This is a genomic window from Methylobacterium sp. WL119, from assembly GCF_008039875.1.
Taxonomy (GTDB): domain Bacteria; phylum Pseudomonadota; class Alphaproteobacteria; order Rhizobiales; family Beijerinckiaceae; genus Methylobacterium.
The window spans coordinates 20,701-45,858 of the sequence record NZ_VRUU01000006.1 but is presented as its reverse complement, the minus strand read 5'-3'; the positions used below and the strand labels follow the sequence as shown (position 1 = coordinate 45,858).

The window sequence follows — 25,158 nt, the reverse complement described above, 5'->3', positions numbered from 1 at the left end:
TGACCGGAGCCGGCCTCCGGCAGAGCGTGCGCCCGAAGCGTTCAGGCCCCGGAGACGACGATGCCGACCACGACCGACGGACTCGTCCTGCACCACGCCCCGAACACCCGCTCGACGGGCGTGCGGGTGCTGCTCGAGGAACTTAACGCGCCGCACGAGCTGCACGTCATCAACCTCAAGGCCGGCGAGCAGCAGGGCAGCGCGCACCTCGCCGTCAACCCGATGGGCAAGGTCCCGGCGATCCGCCACGGCGGCGCGACGGTGGCCGAGCAGGCCGCCTGCTACCTTTACCTCGCGGACCTGTTTCCCGAGGCCGGCCTCGCGCCCGGCACGACCGATCCGGCCCGCGGCGCCTACCTGCGCTGGATGGTCTTCTACGGCTCGTGCTTCGAGCCGGCCGTGATCGACCGGGCGATGGAGCGCGCGCCGCCGCCCCGGATGATGTCGGCCTACGGCGATTACGACACGGTGCTGGCCCAGGTGCTCGCGATGCTGACGCCCGGCCCCTGGATCCTCGGCGAGCGCTTCTCCGCCGCCGACGTCCTGTGGGGCTCGGCGCTCGGCTGGACCACCGCGTTCAAGCTCGTCCCCGAGGAGCCGGCGATCATGGCCTACCTCGCGCGCTTCCGGGCGCGTCCGGCCTACCAGGCGATCGCCGCCGACGACGCGCGCCTCGCGGCGGCGCAGCAGGCGGCGGCAGGGTAGGGCACCCGAACCGGCCCTAACCCCGAAGCAACTCCGAAAACCGTGCCACCAGCCGGCGCGCGACCTCGTCCTTGTCGAGCGTCGGCCAGGTCTCGACCGACCCGTCGTGCGCGATCAGGTGGACCGTGTTGGTCGCGCCGCCCATCACGCCGCCCGCAGCCGAGACGTCGTTGGCGACGATCAGGTCGCAGCCCTTTCGGGCGATCTTCGCCTGGGCGTGCGCGATCACCGTGTCGGTCTCGGCGGCGAAGCCGACGACGAGGGCGGGGCGGTTCTGCGTCCGCCCGGCGATAGTGGCGAGGATGTCGGGGTTCTCGACCAGCGTCAGTGGGGCGGGCGCCGCGCCGGCCTTCTTGATCTTGGAGCCGGTCTCGGTGGCGGGCCGCCAGTCGGCGACCGCGGCCGTGAACACCGCGATGCTGGCGGGAAGCGCCGCCTCGACCGCCGCCAGCATCTCGCGCGCGGTCTCGACCCGCACCACGGCGACGCCCTCGGGATCGGGGATCGCCACCGGCCCGGAGACCAGCGTGACCGTCGCGCCGGCGGCGGCGGCGGCGGCGGCGATGGCGTGGCCCTGGCGCCCCGACGAGCGGTTGGCGATGAACCGCACCGGGTCGATCGGCTCATGGGTCGGCCCGGAGGTGACGAGCACGCGGCGGCCGACGAGCGGCCCGGCGGCCTTGGCGCGACCCGCGAGGAAGCCGAACCCGGCGGTCTTCGCCTCGGCCTCCCCGAGCATCGCGGCCGCGGCGTCGGCGATCTCGGCCGGCTCGGCCATGCGGCCGGGCCCTGTCTCGGGCTCGGCCATCGGGCCGGCATTGGGGCCGACGACCCGGACGCCGTCGGCGAGCAGCGTCGCGAGGTTGCGCCGCGTTGCGGGATGCGCCCACATCGCCACGTTCATCGCCGGCGCGATCAGGATCGGCAGGGTGGTGGCGAGCAGCACCGTGGAGGCGAGGTCGGGGGCGTGGCCGGTGGCCATCCGCGCCATCAGGTTGGCGGTGGCCGGCGCCACCACCACCGCGTCGGCGTCCCGGGCCAGCTTGATATGGCCGATCTCCGCCTCGTCGGCCCGGTCGAACAGGTCGGTATGGGCGGGCTGGCCGGCGAGCGCCGCGGCCGCGAGCGGGGTGACGAATTCCTGCGCGCCCTTGGTCAGCAGCGGTCGGACGGAGGCGCCGCGCTCGCGCAGGCGGCGGATCAGGTCGAGCGCCTTGTAGGCCGCGATGCCCCCGCCGATGACGAGGAGGATGCGCCGGTTCGCGAGCGGCAACGTGGGGGCTGCGGTCATGGCAGAAGGAGTGCCGGTGCGGGGCGGGCCGCGTCAATCCCGGCCGCGGCCCGCGCTCTCGCCGCGCCGGCCGCGCGCGCGACGAGGACGGCCCAGGCCTCCCGCTCGTGCGCCGGGTCGAACGCCGCCGCACGCGCCGCACCGTGCGCGCGCAGGCGCTCGAGGAAGGCCGGGTCCTGTTCCGCGCGCAGCATCAGGCGCGCGAGCGCAGCCTGGTCTCCGGCCGGGAAGTAGCCCGGGTGGTCGGCGCCGAGCAGGCCGACATTGCCCGGGATCTCGGAAGCGAGGATCGGCAGCCCGGCCGCGATCGCCTCGGAGATCACGTTGGCGCCGCCCTCGTTCAGCGAGCTCAGCACCATCAGCCGCCCGCGCCGCAGGAACCGCCGCACCCGTGCGCCGGAGACCTCGCCGCGCCAATCGTAGCGCGGGTTGGCCTGCATCTCGGCCCGCGCGCGATCCGCCCACGCCGGGTCGGGCGCGCCGCCGAGATGGACGACGCGGATGCGGGAGGCGGGCGGCAGGGCGCGGGCGGCGAGCGCGGCGCGCAACGGGTCCTTCTCGGCGCGCAGGTGGCCGACGACGAGGATCTCGAAGGTGCGCGTCGTGGGCGGCAGGCGCTCCTCGCTCGCCGGCACCGACTGCACGATCACCGCGAGCTTGTCGCGGTAGGATTCCGGGATCGCGTCGGCGACGAGGTCGTGCAGGCCAACGAGCGCGTCGGCGAGATCGAGCGAGCGCAGGGTGGTGCCGGGATCGGCGGCGAGATCGTGATTGATGTCGGTCCCGGTCAGCGCGACGACGAGGGGGCGCTCCGGGTATAAGCGCCGGTATCGCGCGATCGCCGGGGCGCTCTTCCAGGCGTGCAGCGCGATCATCAGGTCGCAGGGCGCGTCGGCGTAGGCGGTCGCCACGACGACGCGGTGGCCGAGCCGGCGCAGGATGCCGGCCCAGCGCAGGGCCGTCGTGCGGTTGCCGGCCCGCGAACGTTTCGGCGCCGGCGTGATCAGGATGATGTCCATGGGTCGATCGCTTATCGGATGGGTGCCATGACCGACGCCACACAACTCATCGCGATGCTGGAGGACAGCCGCGCCCGGACCCTCGAGCTGGTGGCCGGGCTCGATGCCGAGCGGCTGATCGGGCCGCGGCTCGACATCGTCAACCCGCTGCTGTGGGAGATCGGGCACCTCGCCTGGTTCCACGAGCACTTCATCCTGCGCGCCCTCGACGGGGCGGAACCCGCGATCGCGGATGCCGACGCGGTCTACAATTCCGCGGTGCTCGCCCACGACGATCGCTGGGTGCGCGCGCTGCCGCCGCTCGACGTCACGCTCGGCTACATGGGCCGCGTCCACGACGCGCTGGTCCGGCGCCTCGACGGCTCGCCGACCGCCGAGGAAGCCTACCGCTACCGGCTGACCACCTACCACGAGGACATGCACGGCGAGGCCTTCACCTATTCGCGCCAGACGCTCGGATACCCGGCGCCGTCCTTCGCCGCCTCGGCCGGTCTCGCCCCGGTCGCGGAGGGGCCGTGGCCGGGCGACGCGGCGATCCCCGGCGGCACCTTCCGGCTTGGCGCCGAGCCGGGCGAGGCGTTCGTGTTCGACAACGAGAAGTGGGCGCACCCGGTCGAGGTCGCGCCGTTCCGCATCGCGCGGGCGCCGGTGACCAACGCGGAGTTCGCCGCCTTCGTCGCCGCCGGCGGCTATCGCGAGCCGTCGTTCTGGGACGTGGAGGGATGGCGCTGGCGCTGCCGGAGCGGTGCGGAGCACCCCGCGCATTGGCAGCCGGACGGGGCGGGCTGGCGGGTCCGCCGCTTCGACGGCGTCTCCGACCTCGCCCCGCACCAGCCGGTGGTCCATGTCAGCTGGTACGAGGCCGCCGCCTACTGCGCCTTCGCCGGCCGCCGCCTGCCGACCGAGGCCGAATGGGAGGTCGCGGCCTCCACCGCCCCGACCTCGGGCGGGGCGATGGGGCAGGTGAAACGCCGCTATCCCTGGGGCGAGGCGGCACCGGATGCGACCCGCGCCAACCTCGACGGCGGCCGCCTCGGCTGCGTCGACGTGGCCGCCCACGAAGCGGGCGACAGCGCCTGGGGCTGCCGCCAGATGATCGGCAACGTCTGGGAATGGACCGCGAGCGACTTCCTGCCCTATCCGGGTTTCTCGCCCGATGCCTACCGCGAGTATTCCGAGCCCGCCTTCGGCACGCGGAAGGTGCTGCGCGGCGGTGCCTGGATCACCCGCGGGCGGATGGTCGACAACGCCTACCGCAACTTCTTCGGGCCGGATCGCCGCGACATCTTCGCGGGCTTTCGCACGGCGGCCGTGTAGGATCGTACTTCTCAGAAGTTGAATTACAACTTCTGACCTCACCCGATGGGTACTCGTTCCTTACACTGTAGATGACAGGAAGTGGAACGCCGCACGCGGAAACCGCGGGCAACGTCCTCGACTTGCGCCTCACGCACGAAATCTGAGCGGCAAAACATATTTAAGAAAATTATCGCACCCTGCTACTCGAACCGTCCCAAGGTCGCACCACGCAGCGTCGTCGTCTCGCAGGCTCGATCCGTTCGGGAGAGGCCGGAGGATCGGACCGCGCCGCCCGGGGCTCGGCCGAGGCGATTTCGGACTTGCGCGCATGTTGACCGTCCTCGGTTGCTTCACGGCCCGGCACGACCTCCGCCTCGTCGTCCTGGCGGGCGTGATCTGAGCGATCGCGGCGCTGACCGCGATCCGGCTTCTCCGCCACGCCGGCACCGCCAGCGGTCGTGCGCGATCGACCTGGCTCGTGGTCGCGGCGATCTCCAGCGGGTCGGGCATCTTCGCGACCCACTTCATCGCGATGCTGGCGTTCGAGCCGAGCATCCCGAGCGCCTACGATTCCGGGTTGACCGTCCTCTCGCTGGTCTTCGCGATCGGCCTCACCGGCCTGGGCCTGCGGATCGCCCTGTCCGAGACGCCGCGGGCGTCCTGGCTCGGGGGGGGTCGTGGTCGGCTTCGGCATCGCCGCGATGCACTACACCGGCATGGCGGCCTTCGAGGTCACGGGACGTCTGCGCTGGGATCCGGCCTTCGTGTTCGCGTCGATCCTCATCGGTGAGCTCCTTTCCGCCGTCGCCGTCTCCATCGCCGTGCATGCCCGTTCGCTCACCTCCCTGTTCGGCAGCGCAGGCCTGCTCGCGCTGGCGATCGGCGCGCATCACGGGGTGGGCATGGCCGGGGTGACGATCACCGAGAACCCGCTGGCGACCCTGTCGCCCCAGGCGATGCCGCCGGGCTGGCTCGCCGGCGCCGTCGCGGTGGCCAGCCTCATCGTGTTCGTCCTCACGGCGACGGCCTACGCGCTCAGCCTTCGCGAGCAGCGTCGCGCGCGCGCGGAGATGGTGCGCATGCGCGGCCTCGCCAACGCGGCGGTCGAGGGTCTGATCGTCCTGGACCGGTGCCGGATCGTCACGGCCAACATCAGCTTCAGCCGGCTCGTCGGCCTCTCGCACGAAGCGATGACGGGCCTGTCGGTCACCGCCTTCCTCGACGAGCCCCGGACCTGGGATCGGCTCCCCTACGTCATCGGGCAGCCGGTCGAGCTGAGCCTGCGCGACGGCGCCGGCGCGGTCATCGAGGCGGAGGTGATCCTTCGGCGGATCGATTTCGCGGGCAAGCCGCATCATGCCCTGGCGGTCCGCGACATCCGGCAGCGCAAGCACGCCGAGCGGCACATCCGGTACCTCGCCCACCACGATGCCCTGACGGGCCTGCTCAACCGCTCCGCCTTCAACGCGCGCCTCGATCGCGCCATGGGCGCGGCAGTTGCGACCGGCGTTCCGATCGCGGTGCTCTGCCTAGACCTCGACCGGTTCAAGGCGGTCAACGACCTGTTCGGCCATGCGGCCGGCGACGCGACGCTGAATCGGGTCGCCCGCCGCGTCACCGGGCTGCTCAGCCCCGACCAGATCCTGGCACGCCTCGGCGGCGACGAGTTCGCCATCCTCATGGCCGGACGGACCGGGCCGGACGCTGCCGAGCGCCTGGCGAAGACCATTCTCGCGGCCCTCGCGGCGCAGGCCTCGGGCGGGCCCGCCGACGCGATCGTCGGGGTCAGCATCGGCATCGCCCTGTGCCCGCAGGACGCTGTGGAGCGCCAGGGCCTGATGGGACATGCTGATACGGCGCTCTACCGCGCCAAGGCCGAGGGCCGGGGGACCTACCGCTTCTTCGAGCCGCAGATGGGCATCGCCGTGCGCGAGCGTCACGCCTTGGAACGCGACCTCGAACAGGCCCTGGCGCGCGGCGAGTTCCACCTCGTCTACCAGAAGCAGGTCGCGGCCGCGGGCGGCGCCCTGCTCGGCTTCGAGGCCCTGCTGCGCTGGACCCATCCGACACGAGGGCTCGTCCCGCCCGACGTCTTCATCCCGGTGGCCGAGGAGCGCGGAACGATCTCGGCGATCGGGATGTGGGTGCTTCGCACCGCCTGTCGCGAGGCCGCGGCCTGGGCGTCGCCCCTGCGGGTGGCGGTGAACGTTTCGGCGGTCCAGGTCCACGATCTGGCCTTCGCCCCGCAGGTGCACGCGGTTCTGGTCGAGACCGGGCTGCCGGCCGCGCGGCTGGAGCTGGAGATCACCGAGACCGCGCTGATCCGCAACTTCGACCGTGCGGTGGCGACGCTGCGCCAGCTGCGGACGCTCGGCGTCGGCATCGCCATGGACGATTTCGGGACGGGCTACTCGTCGCTGGCCAACCTCCGGGCGTTCCCCTTCGACCGGATCAAGATCGACCGGTCCTTCGTGCGCAACGTCGACACCAACGCCCAGACGGCGGCGATCGTGCGCGCGGTCCTCGGGCTCGGCTGCGGGCTCGGCCTGCCGGTGGTCGCCGAGGGCGTCGAGACCGTCGCGGAACTCGCGTTCCTGAGAGCGGCCGGGTGCGCCGAGGTGCAGGGCTACCTGTTCGGTCGCCCGGGCCCCGTCGACACGCACGGGATCGCCCCCTGCGCAGCCGCCGTCGCGGATGCGCCGCGACAGGGTCGCGCCGCCTGATGGAACGCTCCGAAGCGGGCGGCTTCGCCGTCCCGGCCTATCGCAAGGCCGCCACCAGCACGCCCGCCGCGATCGCCCACAGGGCCAGCGTCTGCCACAGCGCGTTGCGGCGCTCGTTGCGGGCGATGCGCTCCAGGCGGCGTGCGTCGCCCGTGCCCGCCTCGTCGGCATGGACGATCAGGCGCCGGAGCCGCAGGGCGAGGTCCGGCACGTCGGCGACGATGTCGGTGAGGGTGCGCGCGGCGTGGGCCGCCCCTTCCAGGCGCCCGGCCGGGCCGAGGTTGCGGGTGATCCAGCTGCGGACCACCGGCTCGGCCGAGGTCCACATGTCGAGTTTGGGATCGAGGCTGCGGGCGACGCCTTCCACCACCACCATGGTCTTCTGCAGCATCACCAGCTCGGTGCGCGTGCTCATGTCGAACAGGGCGGTGATGTCGAACAGCAGCGTCAGCACCTTCGCCATCGAGATCTCGTCGGCGCGGCGCTGGTGGATCGGCTCGCCGATGGCGCGGATCGCCTGGGCGAAGTCGTCGACCGAGTGGTGCGCCGGCACGTAGCCCGCCTCGAAGTGGACCTGCGCCACGCGGCGGTAGTCGCGCATGATGAAGCCGAGCAGGATCTCGGCGAGGAACCGCCGTTCCTTGCGCCCGAGCCGGCCCATGATGCCGAAATCCACCGCGACGAGCTTGCCGGCGGCGTCCACGAACAGGTTCCCCTGGTGCATGTCGGCGTGGAAGAACCCGTCGCGGATCGCCTGGCGCAGGAAGCTCTGGATCACCGTGCGCCCGATCGCGTGCGGGTCGTGGCCGGCTTCCCGAAGCGCGGCGGCGCTGTGGAGGCGGGTGCCGTCGATCCATTCGCAGGTGAGCACGTCGCGGGCGATTAGCTCCCATTCGGGCCGCGGCACGCGAAAATCGTCGTCCTCCGCGGTGTTCTGCGCGAGCTCCGAGGCGGCGGCGGCCTCGAGCCGGAAGTCCATCTCCATGGTCACGGAGCGGGCCAGGATCTCGACCACGTCGCGCGGGCGCAGGCGCTCGGCTTGCGGAGACAGCACGTGGACGATGCGCGCGAGGAGGCGCATCACCTCCACGTCGCGCTGGAAGCGCTCGCGCACGCCCGGCCGCATGATCTTCACGGCGAGCGTGCGCTGGGTGCCGTCGGCATCGTGGACCACCGCCTTGTGGACCTGCGCGATCGAGGCCGCGGCCACCGGCTCGCCGAAGGCGACGAACAGGGCGGAGATCGGCTTGCCGAAGGCGGCCTCGACCACCTTCACGGCCACCGCCTGCGGGAAGGGCGGCACCCGGTCCTGCAGCATCTCGAGGTCGCGGGCCGCGCTCATCCCGACGATGTCGGGGCGGGTGGCGAGGAACTGCCCGAACTTGACGTAGGACGGGCCGAGCCGGGTCAGGCCGGCCGAGAGCCGGGCCGCGCCGGTACCGAGGCCCGGCCGCTCCAGCAACCGGACGATCCGCAGCCCGAGCCGCAGGTGCGGCGGCAGCTCGGAGGCGTCGACGAGCGCCAGCGCGCCCTCGCGCGCCAGCACGAAGCCGACATGGGCCCCGCGGAAGAGGTTGACCGCGGCGGCGATCATCGCGCCGCCCGGCGGCTCGGGTCGGTCACGAGACCTTCCAGCCGGAATGGATCGCGACGATGCCGCCCGAGAGCGGCCGGTGCGTGACGTGGCGGAAGCCGGCCTGCTCGATCATCCCGGCGAACAGCCCGGGGGAGGGGAACTTCCGGATCGATTCCACGAGGTAGCGGTAGGATTCCGCGTCGCCCGCGACCCGCGCGCCGAGCCGCGGGATCACGTGGAAGGAGTAGGCGTCGTAGATCTTGTCGAGCACCGGCAGGTCGACCTTGGAGAATTCCAGGCACAGGAAGCGGCCGCCGGGCTTCAGCACGCGGCGGGCCTCCTGCAGGGCCAGCTCGATCCGCGGCACGTTCCGGATGCCGAAGGCGATGGTGTAGGCGTCGAAGGTCGCGTCCGGCAGGGGCAAGGTCTCGGCGTTGCCGGTGACGAAGTCGATGCGCCCGTCGAAGCGCGCCCCGGCGCGCTCGGCGCCGACCCGCAGCATCGCCTCGTTGATGTCAAGCACGGTGACCGAGGCCTGCGGGCCGCCGGCCTCGAGGACGCGGAAGGCGACGTCGCCGGTGCCGCCGGCCACGTCGAGATGGCGGAACGGCCGCGTGCGCGACGGGCGCAGCATCGCGATGAGCTGCGCCTTCCAGGCCCGGTGCAGGCCGCCGGACATCAGGTCGTTCATCAGGTCGTAGCGCTTGGCGACCGAGCGGAACACGTCGTCGACGCGCGCCTGCTTCTCGGCCAGGGCCACACGCTCGAAGCCGAAATCGGTCTCCTGCGCCCCCGTCGTGCCGTCCCGCGCGCCCGTCGTCTCGTCCGCCACCGTCATGAAGTCCTGCCCGTCTGCGCCCTCGCGCCTCATAGCGAAGCCGGACGCGATCCGCCATGCGTCGTAAGACGCGGTGGGGACGGCCGGCCGTGGGCGGCGAAGCCTCGCCCGTCGGCCGGGATTGCGGCGGCGGCGGCCCGGGCCGATACCCGGCCTCCACGATCCGCCTTCCACCATCCGATTTGCCGAGGGACGGCCACAGGACGATGCCCGAGCTTCCAGAGGTCGAGACGGTGCGGCGCGGCCTCGCGCCGGCGATGGTCGGGGCCACCTTCAGCCGCGTCACCCTGCGCCGCCCGAACCTGCGCTTCCCGTTCCCCGAGCGCTTCTGCGCGCGCCTGGAGGGGCGCCGGGTCACCGGCCTCGCGCGGCGGGCGAAGTACCTCACGGCCGGCCTCGATTCGGGCGAGACGCTGATCATGCATCTCGGCATGAGCGGCCGCTTCGACGTGGCGATGCCCGACGGCAGCAACACGTCGCCCGGCGACTTCTACCTCGACGGGGCGCTCGGCACGCCCAAGCACGACCACGTGGTGATGGCGATGGGGAACGGCGCCACCGTCACCTACAACGACGCCCGCCGCTTCGGCTTCATGGACCTCGTGCCCACCGACACGCTCGCCGCGTGCCGGCACTTCGCCGGCATGGGCATCGAGCCCCTGAGCGCGGATCTGACGGCCGAGACCATCGCGCGGCTCTTTCGCCACAAGATCACGCCGCTGAAGGCCGCGCTCCTCGACCAGCGCCTGATCGCGGGCCTGGGCAACATCTACGTCTGCGAGGCTCTGCACCGGGCCGGCCTCCACCCCGAGGCCGCCGCGGGCACGCTGGCAAAGGCCGACGGCGCGCCGACGCCGAAGGCCCGGCTGCTGGCCAGGGTGATCGGCGAGGTGCTCACCGAGGCGGTCGCCGCCGGCGGCTCGACGCTGCGCGACTACGCCCACACCGACGGCACGTCGGGCGCCTTCCAGCAGGCGTTCCGCGTCTACGACCGGGTCGGCGAGGCCTGCCGCACCAAGGGCTGCGGCGGGACCGTCGGCCGGATCGTGCAATCCGGCCGCTCGACCTTCTTCTGCGCGACCTGCCAGCCTTCTGGGACGCGGATCGCGCCGACGCCCCCGAAACCGCGCTGACCGGATCGGCCTGTCTGTCGACCAGCCGGGGCGCGTGCAGCGCGCAACGGCAATTTCGCCACAAACCGGCGTAGTTTCCGGTACCCTGCGGCGATCCTTCGTGATCGCCGCCCCGTCGCGCATGCGCGCCCGGCACCGCCCTCGTCGCCGGCGCGAGCCCGAGCAGGATCCCGATGTTCTTCCGTCGACGCCAGACGCACGTGCCGCCGCAGCCGCTCACCTTCGACGAGCCGGCCCAGCCGCAGCGCCTCTCCCCCCGCTCGCCGAACGAGGCGATCAAGCCGACCGCGGCCCCGCCGCCGCCCGAGCGGCCCGAGCGCCGCCGCGGCGGGCTCCTCGCCACCATCAGCGGGCTGCTCACCTTCGCGGTGGTGATCGCCATCGCCGTGATGCTCGGGCTGACGCTGTTCCAGCGGCAGGTGCAGGAGCCCGGCCCGCTCGCCGCCGACAAGGTGGTCGTGATCCCGTCCCGCAGCGGCACCGGCGAGATCGCCGAGATCCTGAAGCGCGAGGGCGTGATCGACCATGTCGGGCTGTTCGAGTTCGCCGCCCGGTTCGGCGGGCGCCCGCCGCTGAAGGCCGGCGAGTACACCTTCAAGGCCCATGCCAGCATCAGCGATGCGATCGACACCGTGACCACGGGCCGGCAGGTCCAGCACGCGATCACCTTCCCCGAGGGGCTCACCTCCGAGCAGATCGTGATGCGCCTCAACGAGAACGACGTGCTCACCGGCGAGGTCGGCGAGATCCCGCCCGAGGGCTCGCTGCTGCCCGACACCTACAAGTTCGAGCGCGGCGCGAGCCGTCAGCAGATCGTCAACCTGATGCGCGAGAAGCAGCGCAAGGTCCTCAACGACATCTGGCTGCGCCGCAGCGCCGACGTGCCGGTGCGGACGCCGGCCGAGATGGTCACGCTGGCCTCGATCGTCGAGAAGGAGACCGGGCGCGCCGACGAGCGGCCGCGGGTGGCCGGCGTGTTCGTGAACCGCCTGAACAAGCGGATGAAGCTGCAATCGGACCCGACCATCGTCTACGGGCTGGTCGGCGGGCGCGGCACCCTCGGGCGCGGCATCCAGCGCTCCGAGATCGACCGGGCGACGCCCTACAACACCTACGTGATCGAGGGCCTGCCGCCCGGCCCGATCGCCAATCCCGGCCGCGCCGCCCTGGAGGCGGTCGCCAATCCGTCGCGGACCAAGGACCTGTTCTTCGTCGCCGATGGCACCGGCGGGCACGCCTTCGCCGAGAGCCTCGACGGCCACCAGAAGAACGTCGCGCGCTGGCGCCAGGTCGAGAAGGCCCGCCTGGCCACGACGCCGGATGCCGCCGGCGTCGACAAGGCCGAGCCGCCCGCCGATCCCGCCGCGGTGCCGAACCGGGCCTCGGCCTTCGCCCCGCCGACGAACGCCTACGCGCTGGACGGGGCGACCGTCGGGGCGGGCGGGCCGCGGCCGAAGGCCTTCGACGCCTCGGAGGGCACCAAGCTCGATCCGCTGAAGAACAAGACCTACGACCTCGGCTCGCCCAAGACCGTGCCGGTGCTGAAGCAACCGTGATCGTCCCCGGCGCTGCGGCGCCGCTGGCACGCGCCATCAGGACGAGCCGATGCACCTGAACCACGTCAACCTCGGCGTCACCGAGGTCCCGGCCACGGTCGCGATGTTCGAGACCTATTTCGGGCTGCGCCGCACCGCGATGCCGGTCAACGACAAAATGGCCTTCCTCGCCGACGACGGCGGCGGCATCCTCAGCCTGTTCCGCGTGAAGGATGTGACCTACCCCAAGATCTTCCACATCGGCTTCATCCAGGAGCGGGTGGAGCAGGTCCACGCCATCCACGCACGGCTGACCGAAGGCGGCTTCGCCCCGGAGACCCCGCGCGAGGAGCACGGGCGGGTGACGTTCTATTTCCAGGCGCCGGGCGGGTTCACGGTAGAGGTCAACGCCTTCGTGTAGGCGTCCCGCACGACGAAACCTCGGCGCCGCAACGCAGGGCATCGCAAGACCATGATCGCGAGCATGACCGGGTTCGCCCGGGCCGCCGGCACCACCGGGCCGGTGCAGTGGGCCTGGGAGGTCCGCAGCGTCAACGGCCGCGGGTTCGACGTGCGGCTCCGGGTGCCGAACGGATACGATGCCGTCGGCGAGGTCGCGCGCACCGCCCTGCAGAAGACGCTGGCCCGCGGCCAGTGCCAGCTCTCGCTCAACCTGACGAAGCCGGAGAGCAAGGCGCGGGTGCGGATCGACGAGGCGTTGCTGGCGCGGCTCGCCGAGGCCGTCGCCCGCGTGCCGGTGCCGGAGGGGATCGCGCCCGCGACGATGGACGGGCTGCTGTCGATCCGCGGCGTCGTCGAGGCCGAGGACGAGGCCGCCACCGAGCCGGACGCGCTGGCGCGCGACCTCGCGGAGGGCGTCGTGCGGCTGGTGGCCGACCTCGTCGAGGCGCGCCGCGCCGAGGGCCGGGCGCTTGCGGAGATCGTCGCGGCGCAGGTCGCGCGGATGGGCGTGCTGACGCAGGCCGCGGAGGATTGCCCGGCGCGCAGGCCCGAGGCGATCCGCGCCCGTCTCGCGGCCTCCGTCGCGGGCCTGCTGGACGCCGGCGGCCTCGATCCGGAGCGCCTGCACCAGGAGGCGGTGATGATGGCGGCCAAGGCCGACGTCCGCGAGGAGCTCGACCGCCTGCGCGCCCACCTCGAAGCGGTGTCCGAGCTCCTGGCGGCGGGCGGCGCGATCGGGCGGCGCCTCGATTTCCTGGCCCAGGAGCTTGGGCGCGAGGCCAACACCCTGTGCGCCAAGGCCAACGACGTGGCGCTGTCGCGAATCGGACTCGACTTGAAGGCCGTGGTGGAGCAATTCCGCGAGCAGGTTCAGAACGTCGAGTAGCGGGACTGAGGCGATGGGCGCGCGAGACACGGCCGGGGCACGCGGATGACGGACGCCCCCTCCCCATCGGTCTCAGACTCGATCGCCCGCCGCGGGCTGATCCTGATCCTGTCCTCGCCGTCGGGCGCCGGCAAGACCACCCTGACGCGCGCCATCGCCGATGACGGCGGCTGGGGTCTCGACCTGTCGATCTCGGTGACGACCCGCGCCCGGCGCCCGTCCGAGATCGCCGGGCGCCACTACCATTTCATCGCGCGCGAAGCCTTCGACGACCTGCGCAGCCGGGACGACCTGCTCGAATGGGCCGAGGTCCACGGAAACTTCTACGGCACGCCGCGCCGCCCGGTGGAGAAGGTGCTCAGCGCCGGCCGGGACATGATCTTCGACATCGACTACCAGGGCACCCGCCAGGTCCGCTCCAAGCTCGCCGACGACGTGGTGACGGTGTTCATCCTGCCGCCGAGCCTGGAGGAGCTGCGCCACCGCCTGGAGCGCCGGGCCGAGGACAGCCCGGAGACCATCGAGAAGCGGCTCGCCAACGCCCGCGTCGAGATCCAGCGCTGGAGCGAGTACGACTACGTCATCGTCAACGACGACCTGCAGAACGCCTTCGACGCCCTGCGCGGCATCCTGGCCGCCGAGCGCCTCAAGCGCACGCGGCGGATCGGCCTCGAAGCCTTCGTCGACGGGCTGCTCGGGCGGGATCGCGAGGGCTGAGGCGGCCTGCGCCTCAGCCGCCCCCGCACGCGGCGGACGAATCCGGCGCGCACAGCCAGATCCGAAGCGCGTCGAACGTCGCGGTGCCGGTCGCCAGGGCGGCCGCCTCCGCCTCCGGATCGCCCGACAGGCGATCGAGCCGCGCGCGGAAGGCGTTCCACATCACGCCGGTCTGCCGGCCATGGGCGTGGTAATAGGCGAGGCCCGCCTGCGTCAGCCCGTGCACCGCGCCGATGTGCCGGCCGATGACTTGGCCGCCGAGCGTGGAGCCTTCGAGCACGTAGAGCGCCCCCATCGCCGCGGCTTCGTCCGCGAACGTCACGGCCGAGGGCCGGGGCAGGGTGGCGATCTCGGCGTCCGGCATCCCGAGATGGGCGAGGTCCGCCGCCAGCGCGGCGAAGCGCCGGCGCGGGCCCCAGAACGCCTCGTCGGCGAGCGCAAGCCCGATCGCCGGCTCGTAGGCCGCATGGAATCCATGGAAGCGGGCGAGCAGGGCGCGATACCCGGGCAGCGACGCGACGCGCGCCCGCCAGTCGAGCGCGTCCTCGAGACCCTGATGCGACGAGGCGGTGGCGGCGCGCAGCCGCTGGTGCAGGCTCACGCCGTGATCGTGAAGCAGGCGCCGGGCGCGTTGTCGACGTCGAGACGGGCGTTGATCTGGTCGAGCATCGCCCGGATCAGCTTCATCCCGAGCCCGACGCCGGTGCCGTTGGCGCGGGGCTTGGTCTCCGACCAGCCCTCGGGCAGGCCCTCGCCGTCGTCGCAGACGCGCAGCCGCACGCTGCCGGGGCCGTGGCCCGAAACGGTGACCGCCACGCGGCCGACGCCCTCGGGCTTGGCGGCGTACTTGAAGGCGTTGGTGACGAGCTCGGTGGCGATCAGCGAGAGCGCCACCGCCTTGCGGTAGGGCACCATCAGGCCGGGCTCGGCGGTGAGGTCGACGGCATGGCCGCCGCCCGCCATGCCGGCGAGGTCGGTGCAAAGCGCCTCGATGGTCTGGCCGAGGTCGACCTCCTCGACGTTCTCCGCCTGATACAGGCTGTCGTGGACGCGGGCGACGCTCATCACCCGGGCGGAGGTGTCGGCGAAGGCCTGCCGGGCAGCCGGATCGGAGACCTGACGCCGCTGCATCTGCAGGAAGGCCGAGACGATCTGCAACGAGTTCTTCACCCGGTGGTCGATCTCGCGGGTCAGGAGATCCTTCTGGGCGAGCAGGCGCTCCTTCTCGGCGAGGAGGCCGGTGAGCTCGTCGATCTTGCGGCGCTGGCGCAGGACGACGCCCTCGACCGCATGGGCGAGGGAGCCGGCCAGCGACACCTGCCAGTCGGCCCAGGGGCTGGCGAAGCCCGTGCGCTCCTCGACCCAGCGCTCGAACGAGCGCCGCGGCAGCACCGCGACGGGCCCGTTGCCGGCGAGCACCGGTTTCCGCGGATCGCCGCTCCACGTCACCGTGCTCGACACCTCCGGGCGGAACCAGAGCAGCAGGTTCCCGCGGGATTCGTCGACGAACGCGGCGAGCACGCCGCTCGCGATCTCGCGGTGCGGGGCGGCGGCGGGACACTGTGCGGAAAAGTTGGCGCTGGCATAGGTGGTCTCGCCCGGCGCCAGGATCTCCTTCAGCCAGTCGCCGATCGCGCGGACGGCCTCGTCCGGGGGCGTCGTGCCGATCAGGGTCGCGCGCGCGCCGGAGACGATCGCCGCACCGGTCGACCCGAACAGGTCGAGGAGGGTGGTCGAGCCGCCGGTCAGCGCCGCGACGAAGTCGTCCGACCGGGTCAGGCCGCGGACCAGGCGTCCTTCGGTGTCGAGATGGGCCTTGCGCTCGGTCCAGAGCCGGCGCGCCTCGATCTCCTGCACGCGCATGGCGAAGGCGTCGGTGAGCACGGTCGCGGCGGCGCGGGTCTCGGGCGCGACGTAGTGCGGGTGGCGGTGATGGCCGATCATCAGGCCCCACAGCCGCCCCTCGACCATGATCGAGATCGACATCGAGCCGTTCACGCCGAGGTTGCGCTGGTACTCCAGGTGGATCGGCGAGAGCGTGCGGTGCTGCGCGAAGGTGAGGTCGATCGGGCCGTTGCCGGCCGCCGGCGCCGCGACCAGGGGCACGGGCACCGAATCGCGATCGATCACGAAGCGGCTCTTGGCCTTGGTGTAGAGCGCGCGCGCCTGGGCCGGGATGTCGGAGGCCGGGAACCGCAGCCCGAGCAGGGCGCGCGACCAATCCGGCACCTTGTCCTCGGCGATCGCCTCGCCGTTCCAGTCCGCGTCGAAACGGTAGACCAGCACGCACTCGAAGCCGGTGAGCGCCCGGACCTCGAGCGCGGCGATGCGGGCGGCCCCGCTCAGCGTCTCGGCGGCCCGGAGGCGGGTGACGGCGAGTTCCGAGTCGGTCTGGGTCGCGACCCGGAAGTCCTCGGGATGCTCGGGCTCGAGCTCCAGCTCGACGATGACCCGGCCGGAATGGGCGTGGACGATGGCGTAGTAGCTGGCATGGTCGTCGCCCGCGAGCTTGAGCGTGCGGCGGATCGAGCGCCCGTCGTCGAGGGTGGCGCTGGCGAGGCGCTGGCGGATCGTCTCGACGAAGGCGGTCGGCAGGACCTCGGCCAGGGGCAGGCCGGCGATCCGCTCCGGCGCGCGGCTGAGCACGTCGCGGACGTTGGTGCTGTGGGCCAGGATCTCGAGCGTGCCGGCATCGGCCGCCAGCATCACCGCGTTCGGCTGGATCGAGCCCGGGATGTGGATCGGCTCGCGCTCGCAGAGCTGGGGATCGACCGGCTCGGCCCGGACGCGGCGGCCGATGGCGGCCATCACCGCCTCGCGCGACTGGCCCGCGCCGAGGGTCTCCACCGGGGTGATCGTGAGCCAGGTGACACCTTTGCCGCTCCGCATCCGCACGCGGGCGCGCAGGGGCTGCGGCATGCGCCCGAACACGAAGTCGAAGCTATCGTCGAGGTGCCCGCGGCGGGTGCCCGCGAGGAAGCGGCCGAAGAACCCGGGGACGTTGGTGCTCGGCACCACCTCGCGGAAGTAGTTGCGGCCGATCACGGCGGCGCTCGCGAGGCCCGAGAGCGCGCTCGCCCCCTCGCTGAACGACACGATCGTCCCGGCGGCGTCGAGCCCGATCACCCCGATATCGAGGCCATCGCGCTCTTCCGCCGTCAGGGCGTCGAGGTCGATCGCATTGCCCGCGGCAACGATCGTGGACATCAGGAATGGGACCGCGTCATCTGCGGCCCGGTATGACCCGTGGGACGGGCGGGCGCAATGGTATCCGCGATGCGGCAAGATGAAGGATCGGTCACGACCGTCCGGCGTCCGGCGATCATCCCTTCAGCGGTTGTATAAGATCGGACAATGCGCTCGCAAGTCCCTCTTCGACGGTGGGATGGTAGATCGGCCGCGCCAGAAGGTCGTCGACGGTCCGTCCGTCGCCGATCGCGTGCGCCACGAGATGGGCGAGGTGCTCGCAGGACGGCCCGAGCATCTCGCCGCCGAGCAGGCGCCCGTCCCGATCCGCCCAGAGCCGGATGCCGCCCCGGTTGACGCCCTCGACCCGCGCCCGGCCCTGGTCGTCGAACGACATCCCGCCGACCACGCGCCCGTCGCCCGCCTCGGGATCGAACGGCGCACCGATGCTCGCCGCCTGCGGGTGGGTGAACACCATGGCGAGCGCCGGCCAGGGCTCCGGCGCCGCGAGGGCTCGGCCCGCGGCGAGGGCCGCCGCGTTCCGCCCCGCGATCCCGCCCTGGCGGCTCGCCTCGTGCAGGACCGGTCGCACCGCGTTGGCGTCGCCCGCGATCAGCACGGGCGCTCCCGCACAGAGCAGGGTCCGGGTGTCGAAGGCCGGCATGCCCTTCTCGTCGAGACGAAGCCTGGCCTGCGCGAGGTCGAGGCCTCGGACGTTGGGCGGCCGGCCGGCGGCTGCGAGCACCCGGGCGAAGGTGCCGGTGCGACGGGTGCCGTCGGCCTCCGCCCAGGTCAGCTGCGCCCCGCCGTCGACGGGCTCGGCCGAGACGAGTTCGGACCCGAGATGCAAGGCCATCTCGTCGGAGAAGATCGCGGCCGCGTCCTTCCGAAGGCCGGGCTCGCTCAGGCCGGCCAGGCCCGACCCGGTGTCGAAGAGGTCGACGCGCACGCCGAGGCGCGCCATCGCCTGGGCGATCTCGATGCCGACGGGCCCTCCGCCGATCACCGCCAGCGACGCCGGAAGGTCGGGAAGCTCGAACACGGTGTCGGTGGTCAGGACGGCGTCGCCCAGCGGCGCGAGCGGCTTCGGGATGCTCGGGCTCGATCCCGTGGCGATCACCGCCGCCCGAAACGCGACGCGGCGGTCGTCGCCGAGCGCGAGCGTCCGGGCGTCGAGGAACCGCGCCTCGCCGGCGAGCCGCTTGGCTAACGGGATCGCGTCGAGCCCGTCGCGCACCCCGGCGACGAAGCGGTCGCGCTCGGCCCGCACACGCGCCATCACCGCGGGGCCGTCGACCGATACGCCCGACACCGCGACGCCGAACAGGCTGGCGCGGCGCGCGTCGTGGGCCGCCGCCGCGGCCGCGACGAGCAGCTTCGAAGGCATGCAGCCGACGCGTGCGCAGGTGGTGCCGCCGGGGCCGCGCTCGATCAGCACGGCGTCGGCGCCCGCCGCCTCGGCGGCACGGAACGCGGCGATCCCCGCCGTGCCGGCCCCGATGACGGCCACGTCACAGGTCTGATGCGTCATGGTTTTGAAAAGACCGGGATTGCGGAATCGAGCGACACCGCGACATCCCCTCGTCGGCGCGGCCGGCCAACGCGCCAATCGCGCGCTGGTTCGTCAGGCCGCCCGCGACCGGTTGCCCGTAGCTCAGTTCGGCTTCGGCATCGCCGGGGCCGGCATCGTGCTGGCCTGCCGCTCGGGGTGCTTGAGCTGGCTGTAGACGAGGTTGCTGAAGCTGCCGATCGTCGCGTGCCAGGGCAGCTTCACGTCGTCGGTCTCCGGCTTGGCGGCCTTGCAGAATGCCGTGGTCAGGCCGTTGACGATGTCGTCGTCCCGTCCCGCGGGCAGCGCCGACTTGATCTTCGGCAGGAGCGCATTGATGCGCGGGATGAAGTCCTCCTGCTTGAGACCCTTCAGCTGTTCCGCGGCACCGGCGTCGGCCACGGCCTTGGCCACGTCCGGCTGCTCGATCTCGGCGCAGGGCGCATTGCCGGCGAGCATGGTGCTCGTCGCCTTACGCGCGTCGGCGGCGACGCCGGACTTCAGGACGGGAGCGCTGTTGCCCCAGGAGTTGCGGATGTAATCGGTGACGTCGGCGACCTGCTGGTCGGTCATGCCCTGGCCGATCGCGGTCATCGGCGCGTAGCCGCTCTGCGCGCCGAGCCCGCCGTAGATCACGCGCAGCACCGTCTCCGGGCCGGCCGACTGGACCGAGGTGTTGCCGGCGAGCGCCGGGATCGCACCCTCGACGCCCTTGCCGTCGGGCTGGTGGCAGGACGAGCAGTAGCTGAGGTAGACGCCCGCGCCCGGCGCGCCGGTGGTGTCGTAGGCCTGCAGGTCCTTGGACTTGTAGGTCTGCTTGGCCTGGTAGGTCCGGAGATACGCGACCATCGCCTTGAGGTCGGCGTCCGTCATCTTCGAGAGCGATTCCTCGATGGTCTGGCGCATCGGGCCGGCGGCGACGCCGGGCTTGTCGCCCGGGGCGGTGCCGGTCTTGAGGTAGGTCACCACCTGCTCCTCGGTCCAGGCGCCGATGCCCTGGTGGCCGTCGGGGGTGATGTTCGGGGCGTACCAGCCGTCGATCACGCCACCGCCGAGCTTGCCCGCGAGGCTGCTGTTGCCGACGATCTTATTCTCGTTGTGGCACATGCCGCAGTGGCCGAGCCCCTCGACGAGGTAGCCGCCACGGTTGACCTCGGCGGTGGCGTTCGGATCGGGCTTCCACTCGCCCGGCGTGAAGAAGGCGGTGCGCCAGGTGATCAGGGCGGTGCGGATGTTGAACGGGAACGGGATCTCGCTGTCCTTGCGCGGCTCCTTCACCGGCTCGAGGGAGCGCAGGTAGGCCCAGATCGCCTTGACGTCGTCCGTCGTCACCTTGGTGTACCAGGCGAAGGGGAAGGCCGGGTAGAGGTAGTGCCCCTCGTTGTCGATGCCCTCGTGCATCGCCTTGACGAAGTCCGCTTCCGTCCACTTGCCGAGGCCGGTCTCGTCGTCGGGCGTCAGGTTGGGGGTGCGGATCTTTCCGATCGGCGTGTTGAGGACGTAGTTGCCGGCCAGCCGCTTGCCGCTCGGGCCGGTATGGCAGGCGACGCAATCGCCGGCGGTGACGAGGTACTCGCCGCGCTTCACCAGATCCTGGCTCGCGCCCCCGGCAGCCTCCTGCGCGAAGGCCGCGATCGGCAGGCTGGAACCCAGCAGAAAACCGGAGGTCGCGGCCAGAGCGAGGAAGCCACGCATGATGCCTAATCTCCGATTGTGGCAGGTGAGAAGCATAATAATTCAGCTTCGCGGCCGCGCGTTGAACGCGGCCGCTGCGTCGGAAGTTCCTGGCACGCCAGGGGCGCCGGTGCGACCAAGCGTCAGGCCGGCCGGGTTGCGCAGGCGCGGCACGAGGTCCCCGAGATGGGCGCCGAGCGAGACCAGCATCCAGCCGGCGACGACCGGCCAGGGCGACTGGACCAGGGCCGCACGCACGGCCAGCATCAGCGCCGCCCCGGAGACGAGGTTGCACAGGAGCGGCACCGGCGCCGGCCCGCGCCCCGTCCGCCGCCGGAACGCGAGCAGCATCGCGGCCTCTGCGGCGACGAGCACGAGGATCGCGTCGACGATCCGGCCGGTCGCGAACCACTCCGCCATCACGCGGCTCCGAACGGGCCGTTGAGCCGCACGATGGCACGGTTGAGGAACCCGGCGATCGTCACCCAGAGGAGGTAGGGCGCCAGCAGCACCGCCGCGACGCCCGAGACCGGCAGCGTGACGGCGATCAGCGCCGCCACCGAGAGCCAGAGCAGGACGAGCTCGAAGAACGCCCAGTCCGGCCGCTCGGCGCGGAAGAACAGCGCGCTCCAGGCGATGTTGAGCACGGCATTCACGGCGTAGGCCGCGAGCAGTACGACGCGCTGCGGCTCGTCGGCCTCGCTCCAGGCGATCACGGCGGAGACGACGCAGAGCGCGAAGATCGTCGCCCAGACCGGGCCGAACGCCCAGTCTGGCGGCTTCCAGGCCGGGTTGCGCAGGGCGCGGTACCACGGGCCGGTGGTGGTCAGCACGCCGCCGGCCAGGGCCACCACGAGCGCGGACAGGGTGGCGATCGCCGCCGGCATCCAGACCTCGCTCAAGGCGAGACCCAGCGGAACAGGTGCGCCATGTCCTTGAAGAAGATCTTCACGTGCGCCATCGGCTTCTTCCGCACCAGCTCCTTGTTCATGTAGCTTTCCCAGGTGAGCTGCTGCACGTCCTTGTCGCGGCAGATCGAGACGAAGCGCTCGCGCAGGGCGTCGTTGCGGTACCAGACCGCCTGCATGATCCGCAGGATCAGGAACACCCGCCCGTGCAGCTTCATGAAGCGACGGCGGGCCTGGGCGAGGGCACGGGCATCGCCCGTCCTGAGGAACGCGTCGGCCGCGTCGGCGGCGAGCCGGCCGCCGAGCATCGCGTAGTAGATGCCCTCGCCGGATGCGGGCGCGACGATGCCGGCGGCATCCCCCGTGAGCAGGACGTCGCGGCCGTTGTCCCACTTCCTCAGCGGCTTGAGCGGCAGCGGCGCACCCTCGCGGCGGACCGTCTCGCCCGCCGCCAGCCCCGTCGACTCGCGCAGGTTGCGGATCGCGGTGCGGAGCGAGAAGCCCTTCCGCGCCGAGCCGGTGCCGATGCTGATCGTCTCGCCGTGCGGGAAGATCCAGGCGTAGAAATCGGGCGAGTGCTTGCCCTGGTAAAACACGTCGCAGCGCGTGGCCGCGTAGGCTCCGCTGCCGTCGGCCGGCGGCCGGACGATCTCGTGGTAGGCGAAGACCTGGCGCATCCCGGCATGGCCCGGGATCTCGGCCCGGCCGACCGGGGACGAGGCCCCGTCGGCACCGATCACCAGCTTGGTCCGCACCGTGCGCGCCGCGTCGCCGACGCGGTAATGCACCGTGGTGCCGGCACCGTCGCGGACGATGCGTTCGTAGGTGCCGGGGCGGTGGTCGGCGCCGGCGAGCGAGGCCCGGTCGCGCAACCACGGATCGAAATGCTCGCGGTCGACCATGCCGACGAAGCCGTCGCCGACCGGCATGTCGACGGCCGTGTCGGAGGGCGCGATCATCCGCGCGAGCTTGATGCGGGCGACGATCTGCGCGTCGGGGATGGCGAAATCGCGGATCGCCCGCGGGGGGATCGCGCCGCCGCAGGGCTTGATCCGCCCCGGCTTGTCGAGGAGCAGCACGCTGCGGCCCATCCGCGCCAGGTCGGTCGCCGCCGTCGCGCCGGCGGGACCGCCGCCGACCACGACGCAATCGAAGAATTCGGGGGCTTCGGACATGCTGTGCTCCCTGGCGCTGGTTTCGGCGGGCGGCGCTTGGAGCGTCTTCCCAGATCGCCGGATCAAAAAAACGCTCTCTCGTCGTCGGGTCGGATGTCCTTCACGCGAGCCGGCATCCACCTCGCCTGAAAACGCCCTAGAACCGCGGCTCGAACCGGAGATCGAGCGCCGCCCGGCGTTGCGCGCGCGGCACGCGGGTGGCGCCCGCATGCTCGATCCGCAGCGCGATCAGGGTGGCGAGCACGAACAGCAGCGCCTCCGCCAGGAAGACGGCGGCGTAGGCGTGGACGGCTTCCGGGGTGACGAGGCGGGCGAGGTCGACCGCGACGGTGCCGAGGAAGCCGCCGGCGCCGAAGGCCACGCCCTGCGCCGCGCCCCACACGCCCATGCGCGTGCCGCGCTCGGCCTCGCCGCCGGCGCCCGCGAGCCCCATCATCGAGCCGATCGCGGCGACCGCGAAGACGCCGTTGAACAGGCCGAGGCCGAAGACCACGGCGCGCAAGGGAAACTCCGGCCCGACGAGGCCGCCGGCCGCGATCCCGACGAGCATCGCGCCGGAGCCGGCGCAGCCCAAGGCCGTCCAGAGCTTGAGCGAGCCGAGCCAGGGTCCGCCGACGCCCATGGTGAGACCCGCGACCAGCAGCATCCCGGCGAGCACGCCGCCGTGCTGGAGGCCGGCGAGCTTGGTGGTGGTGCCCGGCGTCATCGCGAAAACGAGGCCGGCGAACGGCTCGAGGATCAGCTCCTGGGCGCTGTAGGCCAGCATCGCCACGAAGATGAACACGGTGAAGCGGCGCGAGGCCGGCTCGGACCAGACCTTGGCGAGCACCGCCCGGAACGGCGCCTTCGCAGAGCCGGCTGTCTCCGATCGCACCGGCGCGACGGTTGGCTCGACCCCGCGCACGGCCAGGCACGCGAGGGCGAACGCCGCGAGCGACACGGTGCCGGAGACCGCGACCAGGCGCGCGCCGGAGAACGGATCGAGGAAGTGCCCGGCCAGCGGCGCCGTGACCGCGAAGCCGGCGATCATCATCACCCAGACGATGGTGGCGGCGGCACCCCGGCGCCGATCCTCGACGCCGGTGGCGAGCAGGACGAGGAGCGAGGTTCCCGCCGCGCCCGCGCCGATGCCGACGGAGAAGAAGGCGAGGATCGCGAGCGAAAGGCCGGCGGGGAGGTTCGTCTCGGCGAGCGCCGTCGCCGCCGCGGCGAGGAAGCCGCCGAGCGCCAGAGCGGCCATGCCGCCGACGATCCACGGCGTGCGGCGGCCGCCGACATCCGAGCCGTAGCCCCAGCGCGGGCGCAGCACCTGCACCGCGTAGTGCAAGGCGACCAGCGCGCCCGGGACGATGGCGGGCAGCGCCAGCTCCACCACCATCACCCGGTTGATGGTCGAGGTCATCAGCACGACGACGGAGCCCAGCGCGGTCTGGACGAGGCCGAGACGGACGATCTGCGCCCAAGAGAACGAAGATGTGAATGACGATGAGGCGGGCGCGGCCATCACGGGGCTCCCACGAGCGGGCGGAGCGCGAAGGCGGAAACCAGCATGCCGAGCACGTAGAGGGTGGTGCCGGTGCCGTTGTACCAGGCGGCCTTCGCCCGCGGCGCGGCGAGCAGCCGGCGCATCAGCGCGATCTGCCCGACGAGCAGCAGCGCGACGATCGCGGCGTGCCACCCCCGGCTCCAGCCGTAGAGGAACGCGATCACGGCCACCTGCGGCACGGTCATCACGAGGCAGGCGAAGCGGGCGGCCCCGGGGATGCCGAGCTGGACCGGCAGCGAGCGGATGCCGGTGAGGGTGTCGCCCTCCACCGACTTGAAGTCGTTCAAGGTCATGATCCCGTGGGCACCGATCGAGTACAGCGCCGCGACGATCAGGACGCGGCGGTCGGGCACGGTGGCGGCCATCACGGCGGCGCCGGTGAACCACGGCAGTCCCTCGTAGCAGATCGCCACGGCGGAATTGCCCCACCAGCCGTTGCTCTTCAGGCGCATCGGCGGCGCGCTGTAGAGCCACGCCAGAACGAGGCCGAAGATCGCCGCGCCGAGGATCCAGGGCCCGAGCGCGGCGGCGACGAGGAGCGAAAGCCCGGTCCAGGCCCCGGCGACGTAGAGCCCCCAGCGGCCGGGCATGCGGCCGGACGGGATCGGGCGGTTCGGCTCGTTGATCGCGTCGACGTGGCGATCGTACCAGTCGTTGACCGCCTGGCTGGTGGCGCAGACCAGCGGCCCGGCGAGCACGACGCCGGCCATGATCACCGGCCATTGCCCGTGGGTGGATTGCCCCGACGAGACCACGCCGCAGGCGAAGGCCCACATCGGCGCGAACCACGTGATCGGCTTGAGCAGTTCGACGAGTGCGCTGGGAGCCGGTGTCGCCATGGTGCGAGGCTAGGATCTCGCCCTACGAGGTGTCAAGCAGAGATGACACGACAGATGATCGAAAACTTGGACACATGAAGGTAAGAGTAGTGCCAAG

At 72.2% G+C, this 25,158-nt stretch carries 22 protein-coding genes; 9 read left to right on the top strand and 13 right to left on the bottom strand.

The features are described from left to right. Positions 1–60 precede the first annotated feature (60 nt). The gene (locus FV227_RS04735; protein WP_147727391.1) at positions 61–705 is read left to right on the top strand and encodes a glutathione S-transferase N-terminal domain-containing protein; all 645 of its coding nucleotides are present in this window, start codon (positions 61–63) and stop codon (positions 703–705) included. A 16-nt stretch (positions 706–721) separates the two neighbouring features. On the opposite strand, the gene coaBC is transcribed toward FV227_RS04735, so the two are convergent. Both coaBC and senB read right to left on the bottom strand, forming a co-directional pair. Then, the gene (gene coaBC / locus FV227_RS04730; protein WP_147858416.1) at positions 722–1,996 is read right to left on the bottom strand and encodes a bifunctional phosphopantothenoylcysteine decarboxylase/phosphopantothenate--cysteine ligase CoaBC; all 1,275 of its coding nucleotides are present in this window, start codon (positions 1,994–1,996) and stop codon (positions 722–724) included. Continuing rightward, entirely contained in the window at positions 1,993–3,015 is a 1,023-nt protein-coding gene (gene senB, locus FV227_RS04725) for a selenoneine biosynthesis selenosugar synthase SenB (protein ID WP_147858415.1), read from the bottom strand. The genes coaBC and senB overlap by 4 nt, the downstream gene beginning before the upstream one ends. A gap of 27 nt (positions 3,016–3,042) precedes the next feature. On the opposite strand from senB, the gene senA reads away from it, so the two are divergent. From senA to FV227_RS30265, 3 genes are all read left to right on the top strand, one after another. Beyond that, positions 3,043–4,332 carry a selenoneine synthase SenA gene (gene senA / locus FV227_RS04720; RefSeq protein ID WP_147841454.1) on the top strand — a complete coding sequence of 430 codons (1,290 nt, stop codon included), beginning with the start codon at positions 3,043–3,045 and terminating at the stop codon, positions 4,330–4,332. 514 nt (positions 4,333–4,846) lie between these two features. Continuing rightward, positions 4,847–5,104, top strand: a complete 258-nt coding sequence (locus tag FV227_RS04715) for an MHYT domain-containing protein (protein WP_246686357.1) — start codon at positions 4,847–4,849, stop codon at positions 5,102–5,104. Next, a complete protein-coding gene (locus tag FV227_RS30265) occupies positions 4,992–7,037 on the top strand; it encodes an EAL domain-containing protein (protein WP_147862860.1) in 2,046 nt (681 codons plus the stop codon). The genes FV227_RS04715 and FV227_RS30265 overlap by 113 nt, the downstream gene beginning before the upstream one ends. Positions 7,038–7,074: 37 nt before the next feature. On the opposite strand, the gene ubiB is transcribed toward FV227_RS30265, so the two are convergent. Continuing rightward, a complete protein-coding gene (ubiB, locus tag FV227_RS04705) occupies positions 7,075–8,631 on the bottom strand; it encodes a 2-polyprenylphenol 6-hydroxylase (RefSeq protein WP_147841452.1) in 1,557 nt (518 codons plus the stop codon). 25 nt (positions 8,632–8,656) lie between these two features. Next, positions 8,657–9,451 carry a bifunctional demethylmenaquinone methyltransferase/2-methoxy-6-polyprenyl-1,4-benzoquinol methylase UbiE gene (gene ubiE, locus FV227_RS04700; protein ID WP_147729355.1) on the bottom strand — a complete coding sequence of 265 codons (795 nt, stop codon included), beginning with the start codon at positions 9,449–9,451 and terminating at the stop codon, positions 8,657–8,659. A gap of 206 nt (positions 9,452–9,657) precedes the next feature. Between ubiE and mutM the strand changes: the two genes are divergently transcribed. The 5 genes from mutM to gmk all read left to right on the top strand — a co-directional run bounded on the left by mutM (position 9,658) and on the right by gmk (position 14,184). After that, positions 9,658–10,584 (top strand): bifunctional DNA-formamidopyrimidine glycosylase/DNA-(apurinic or apyrimidinic site) lyase, encoded by a 927-nt coding sequence (mutM, locus tag FV227_RS04695; RefSeq protein WP_147729354.1) that lies wholly within the window; start codon positions 9,658–9,660, stop codon positions 10,582–10,584. Positions 10,585–10,757: 173 nt separating this feature from the next. Further along, positions 10,758–12,140 (top strand): endolytic transglycosylase MltG, encoded by a 1,383-nt coding sequence (mltG, locus tag FV227_RS04690; protein ID WP_147858412.1) that lies wholly within the window; start codon positions 10,758–10,760, stop codon positions 12,138–12,140. Between the two features lie 49 nt (positions 12,141–12,189). Continuing rightward, positions 12,190–12,540 carry a VOC family protein gene (locus tag FV227_RS04685; RefSeq protein ID WP_147729916.1) on the top strand — a complete coding sequence of 117 codons (351 nt, stop codon included), beginning with the start codon at positions 12,190–12,192 and terminating at the stop codon, positions 12,538–12,540. Positions 12,541–12,603: 63 nt separating this feature from the next. Then, complete coding sequence (locus FV227_RS04680; protein WP_246686356.1) at positions 12,604–13,467, top strand: YicC/YloC family endoribonuclease; 864 nt, start codon at positions 12,604–12,606, stop codon at positions 13,465–13,467. A gap of 45 nt (positions 13,468–13,512) precedes the next feature. After that, entirely contained in the window at positions 13,513–14,184 is a 672-nt protein-coding gene (gene gmk / locus FV227_RS04675) for a guanylate kinase (RefSeq protein ID WP_147728705.1), read from the top strand. A 13-nt stretch (positions 14,185–14,197) separates the two neighbouring features. On the opposite strand, the gene FV227_RS04670 is transcribed toward gmk, so the two are convergent. From FV227_RS04670 to chlG, 9 genes are all read right to left on the bottom strand, one after another. Beyond that, a complete protein-coding gene (locus tag FV227_RS04670; RefSeq protein ID WP_147728706.1) occupies positions 14,198–14,785 on the bottom strand; it encodes a biliverdin-producing heme oxygenase in 588 nt (195 codons plus the stop codon). Further along, positions 14,782–17,391 (bottom strand): histidine kinase dimerization/phosphoacceptor domain -containing protein, encoded by a 2,610-nt coding sequence (locus FV227_RS04665; protein ID WP_147728707.1) that lies wholly within the window; start codon positions 17,389–17,391, stop codon positions 14,782–14,784. Before FV227_RS04665 ends, FV227_RS04670 begins: the two co-directional genes overlap by 4 nt. 115 nt (positions 17,392–17,506) lie before the next feature. Further along, the gene (locus FV227_RS04660; RefSeq protein ID WP_147858410.1) at positions 17,507–18,901 is read right to left on the bottom strand and encodes a dihydrolipoyl dehydrogenase; all 1,395 of its coding nucleotides are present in this window, start codon (positions 18,899–18,901) and stop codon (positions 17,507–17,509) included. 123 nt (positions 18,902–19,024) lie between these two features. After that, positions 19,025–20,614, bottom strand: a complete 1,590-nt coding sequence (locus tag FV227_RS04655) for a c-type cytochrome (RefSeq protein ID WP_147728831.1) — start codon at positions 20,612–20,614, stop codon at positions 19,025–19,027. A gap of 42 nt (positions 20,615–20,656) precedes the next feature. Beyond that, positions 20,657–21,013 carry a hypothetical protein gene (locus tag FV227_RS04650; RefSeq protein ID WP_147728830.1) on the bottom strand — a complete coding sequence of 119 codons (357 nt, stop codon included), beginning with the start codon at positions 21,011–21,013 and terminating at the stop codon, positions 20,657–20,659. Beyond that, on the bottom strand, positions 21,013–21,480 hold the full coding sequence (locus tag FV227_RS04645) for a TspO/MBR family protein (protein ID WP_147728829.1): 468 nt from the start codon (positions 21,478–21,480) through the stop codon (positions 21,013–21,015). The genes FV227_RS04650 and FV227_RS04645 overlap by 1 nt, the downstream gene beginning before the upstream one ends. Before the next feature lie 11 nt (positions 21,481–21,491). Further along, positions 21,492–22,676: a geranylgeranyl diphosphate reductase gene (locus tag FV227_RS04640; protein WP_147728828.1), complete on the bottom strand. Its 1,185-nt coding sequence runs from the start codon at positions 22,674–22,676 to the stop codon at positions 21,492–21,494. A 136-nt stretch (positions 22,677–22,812) separates the two neighbouring features. Beyond that, positions 22,813–24,180, bottom strand: coding sequence for a BCD family MFS transporter (locus FV227_RS04635; protein ID WP_147858409.1), 1,368 nt, complete (start codon positions 24,178–24,180; stop codon positions 22,813–22,815). Then, on the bottom strand, positions 24,180–25,061 hold the full coding sequence (chlG, locus tag FV227_RS04630; RefSeq protein WP_147728498.1) for a chlorophyll synthase ChlG: 882 nt from the start codon (positions 25,059–25,061) through the stop codon (positions 24,180–24,182). The genes FV227_RS04635 and chlG overlap by 1 nt, the downstream gene beginning before the upstream one ends. Positions 25,062–25,158: the final 97 nt, after the last annotated feature.

Excerpts from the sequence above, each read along its gene's own strand:
- FV227_RS04735 (WP_147727391.1), top strand. The coding sequence starts at position 61 with ATGCCGACCACGACCGACGGACTCGTCCTGCACCACGCCCCGAACACC.
- coaBC (WP_147858416.1), bottom strand. The coding sequence starts at position 1,996 with ATGACCGCAGCCCCCACGTTGCCGCTCGCGAACCGGCGCATCCTCCTC.
- senB (WP_147858415.1), bottom strand. The coding sequence starts at position 3,015 with ATGGACATCATCCTGATCACGCCGGCGCCGAAACGTTCGCGGGCCGGC.
- senA (WP_147841454.1), top strand. The coding sequence starts at position 3,043 with ATGACCGACGCCACACAACTCATCGCGATGCTGGAGGACAGCCGCGCC.
- FV227_RS04715 (WP_246686357.1), top strand. The coding sequence starts at position 4,847 with ATGCTGGCGTTCGAGCCGAGCATCCCGAGCGCCTACGATTCCGGGTTG.
- ubiB (WP_147841452.1), bottom strand. The coding sequence starts at position 8,631 with ATGATCGCCGCCGCGGTCAACCTCTTCCGCGGGGCCCATGTCGGCTTC.
- ubiE (WP_147729355.1), bottom strand. The coding sequence starts at position 9,451 with ATGACGGTGGCGGACGAGACGACGGGCGCGCGGGACGGCACGACGGGG.
- mutM (WP_147729354.1), top strand. The coding sequence starts at position 9,658 with ATGCCCGAGCTTCCAGAGGTCGAGACGGTGCGGCGCGGCCTCGCGCCG.
- mltG (WP_147858412.1), top strand. The coding sequence starts at position 10,758 with ATGTTCTTCCGTCGACGCCAGACGCACGTGCCGCCGCAGCCGCTCACC.
- FV227_RS04685 (WP_147729916.1), top strand. The coding sequence starts at position 12,190 with ATGCACCTGAACCACGTCAACCTCGGCGTCACCGAGGTCCCGGCCACG.
- FV227_RS04680 (WP_246686356.1), top strand. The coding sequence starts at position 12,604 with ATGACCGGGTTCGCCCGGGCCGCCGGCACCACCGGGCCGGTGCAGTGG.
- gmk (WP_147728705.1), top strand. The coding sequence starts at position 13,513 with ATGACGGACGCCCCCTCCCCATCGGTCTCAGACTCGATCGCCCGCCGC.
- FV227_RS04665 (WP_147728707.1), bottom strand. The coding sequence starts at position 17,391 with ATGTCCACGATCGTTGCCGCGGGCAATGCGATCGACCTCGACGCCCTG.
- FV227_RS04660 (WP_147858410.1), bottom strand. The coding sequence starts at position 18,901 with ATGACGCATCAGACCTGTGACGTGGCCGTCATCGGGGCCGGCACGGCG.
- FV227_RS04655 (WP_147728831.1), bottom strand. The coding sequence starts at position 20,614 with ATGCGTGGCTTCCTCGCTCTGGCCGCGACCTCCGGTTTTCTGCTGGGT.
- FV227_RS04650 (WP_147728830.1), bottom strand. The coding sequence starts at position 21,013 with ATGGCGGAGTGGTTCGCGACCGGCCGGATCGTCGACGCGATCCTCGTG.
- FV227_RS04645 (WP_147728829.1), bottom strand. The coding sequence starts at position 21,480 with ATGCCGGCGGCGATCGCCACCCTGTCCGCGCTCGTGGTGGCCCTGGCC.
- FV227_RS04640 (WP_147728828.1), bottom strand. The coding sequence starts at position 22,676 with ATGTCCGAAGCCCCCGAATTCTTCGATTGCGTCGTGGTCGGCGGCGGT.
- FV227_RS04635 (WP_147858409.1), bottom strand. The coding sequence starts at position 24,180 with ATGGCCGCGCCCGCCTCATCGTCATTCACATCTTCGTTCTCTTGGGCG.
- chlG (WP_147728498.1), bottom strand. The coding sequence starts at position 25,061 with ATGGCGACACCGGCTCCCAGCGCACTCGTCGAACTGCTCAAGCCGATC.